The organism is Trichococcus sp., assembly GCF_049589555.1.
In the GTDB taxonomy this organism is placed as follows: domain Bacteria; phylum Bacillota; class Bacilli; order Lactobacillales; family Aerococcaceae; genus Trichococcus.
The window spans coordinates 1-1698 of the sequence record NZ_JBAWAZ010000163.1; the positions used below are offsets into that span (position 1 = coordinate 1).

The 1698-nt window shown below is 51.1% G+C and carries 3 protein-coding genes; 2 read left to right on the plus strand and 1 reads right to left on the minus strand.

From position 1 onward, the window contains the following. Positions 1 to 189 (plus strand): hypothetical protein (locus WBV27_RS06570; protein ID WP_424200492.1); only part of this gene is annotated, 189 nt, incomplete at its 5' end. Between the two features lie 18 nt (positions 190 to 207). Next, on the plus strand, positions 208 to 468 hold the full coding sequence (locus tag WBV27_RS06575) for a hypothetical protein (RefSeq protein WP_424200494.1): 261 nt from the start codon (positions 208 to 210) through the stop codon (positions 466 to 468). 278 nt (positions 469 to 746) lie between these two features. Here WBV27_RS06575 and WBV27_RS06580 read toward each other — a convergent pair. Beyond that, positions 747 to 1698: DUF438 domain-containing protein (locus WBV27_RS06580; protein ID WP_424200496.1), on the minus strand; the 952-nt coding region annotated here is incomplete at its 5' end.

Here is a 1698-nt window from a genome sequence, read left to right on the forward strand (position 1 = left end):
ACTTTGGCTTATGTCTTGGCCTTCATCATCAATCAGCTCGGGGCCGTTATCGTGTTGGGTGCGCCTTTCGGGGCGGGAGCCAGCATAGCTGCTGCAGCAACGGCAACATTGGTGTTCTTGGTCGTCAGACCCGCGCCCAAAAAAGCCTCCCCGATGTGGGGAAGCTTGGCGAAACCGATGGTCAAATAGGAAGAGGAGGAATAACCTATGAATGTTCAATCTTGGATTGTTTTGTTGTTGTTTATGACCTTGATGGGGTACATTTTATTCCGTCAAATCCGTTTGATCGCGAGCGGCAGAAAGAAATGCAATGCCTGCACGGTAACAGTTTGTCCGATGAATGAGCCTGCTCCGGTAGAGGCTGAGGCCGACTGTATTGCTGGCACCGCACTGATGGTCCATCTCGGTGTTGCGCAAGAACGTGCGTCGGCAGAAAAGCACTGCCCGACCTCCCAAATCATCAAATAATAAAAATGAACACCAAAAAAAGTCGGTACCTCAATCAAAACGATTGAGGTACCGACTTTTTATCTGGAGAAAAGAGCGGAAGCTCCGGCGAAGAGGTCGTTCATCGGAGAACGAATACAATCTGGCCGGCTTCTCCGCCGAAGGATCTCTCATCGGAGTACAGGACGAATGTCCATCCGCACCTCCGACGAGAACGCGCTCACCGGAGCAGATGACGAAATCCGGATTCTCGGATTAAGAAAACATTCATCTGGAATCTCATCCGCCCGCAACAGACTTCACTCGGAAAGGTGGCGTTTTGCCCCTGTCAAATCGCGGATGGACTTGGCCTCCTGCACATATTCCAGAACACCCAGATAGGTGCCGTCTTCATCCCGAAGCGCGCAATAATTCACGACTATGAACTTCCCACTTTCCTCATACCACATGGTTTCCTGGTCTTTCTTTCCGGATTTCAGTTCCGAAACCAGTTGTCTCATGAGCGCGACGCTTTTTGGCGGATGGCAGTTTTCGACTTGCCTTCCCAACGCGGATTTCGTGCGCATGAAAATCTTTTCATCCGGCCCGTCATTATAATATTTCACGATCCCGTCCGCATCGATGAAGGTGAGCTCCAAGGGCAACCGGTTCAGCATATTTTCCAGTTCCTTCACCGTGAGGTAGCCGGTGCCGAAGGCGATGTTGCCTTCCGGAACGGATCCCATTGCTTCTCCCGTATCAAAGGTGGCGCGTTCGGGTTTCCAAAACGATTCCGGGTGGACGATACAATAGCCGATTTCATCTGATTCAGCCGCAATCTTCAGCCAATCATCTTCAGTGAAAGAGTCGGATACCATCGGCAAGAGGATATCTTCCTCTTTGATGAACATTTCTTTCATTTCCTGTTGCAGCGTTTCGAAGGTCACTTTGAGGTTGTCCAACTGTCCGCCTTCGACCATCTGTTTCAATTTCTTGAACAGCCCCCGGATTTCGTCGTCCACGCCCCACATAACTTTCGGTGGAGCAGTCATGCCATAGCGTTCCATGATCGGGAAAATGGCGTATTCTTTGCGTGCGTAATGCTTGTCGAAGCCCCAGAGGATATCCAGTTGTTTCAGCAGCCCGGTTTTCAGAGTGGAGTCTGGCTCCTCCAGATAGCTTGCCATAAGGCGCGAAATCCGGTCGAGTGTCGCTTCGATGGCCACGTTTTCTTCCTTCAGCACTCGGATCGGATGCCCCGGTTTCTCGCTA

What these genes read in the sequence shown, in the direction of transcription:
- WBV27_RS06575 (WP_424200494.1), top strand. Translation starts at nt 208, where the DNA reads ATGAATGTTCAATCTTGGATTGTTTTGTTGTTGTTTATGACCTTGATG.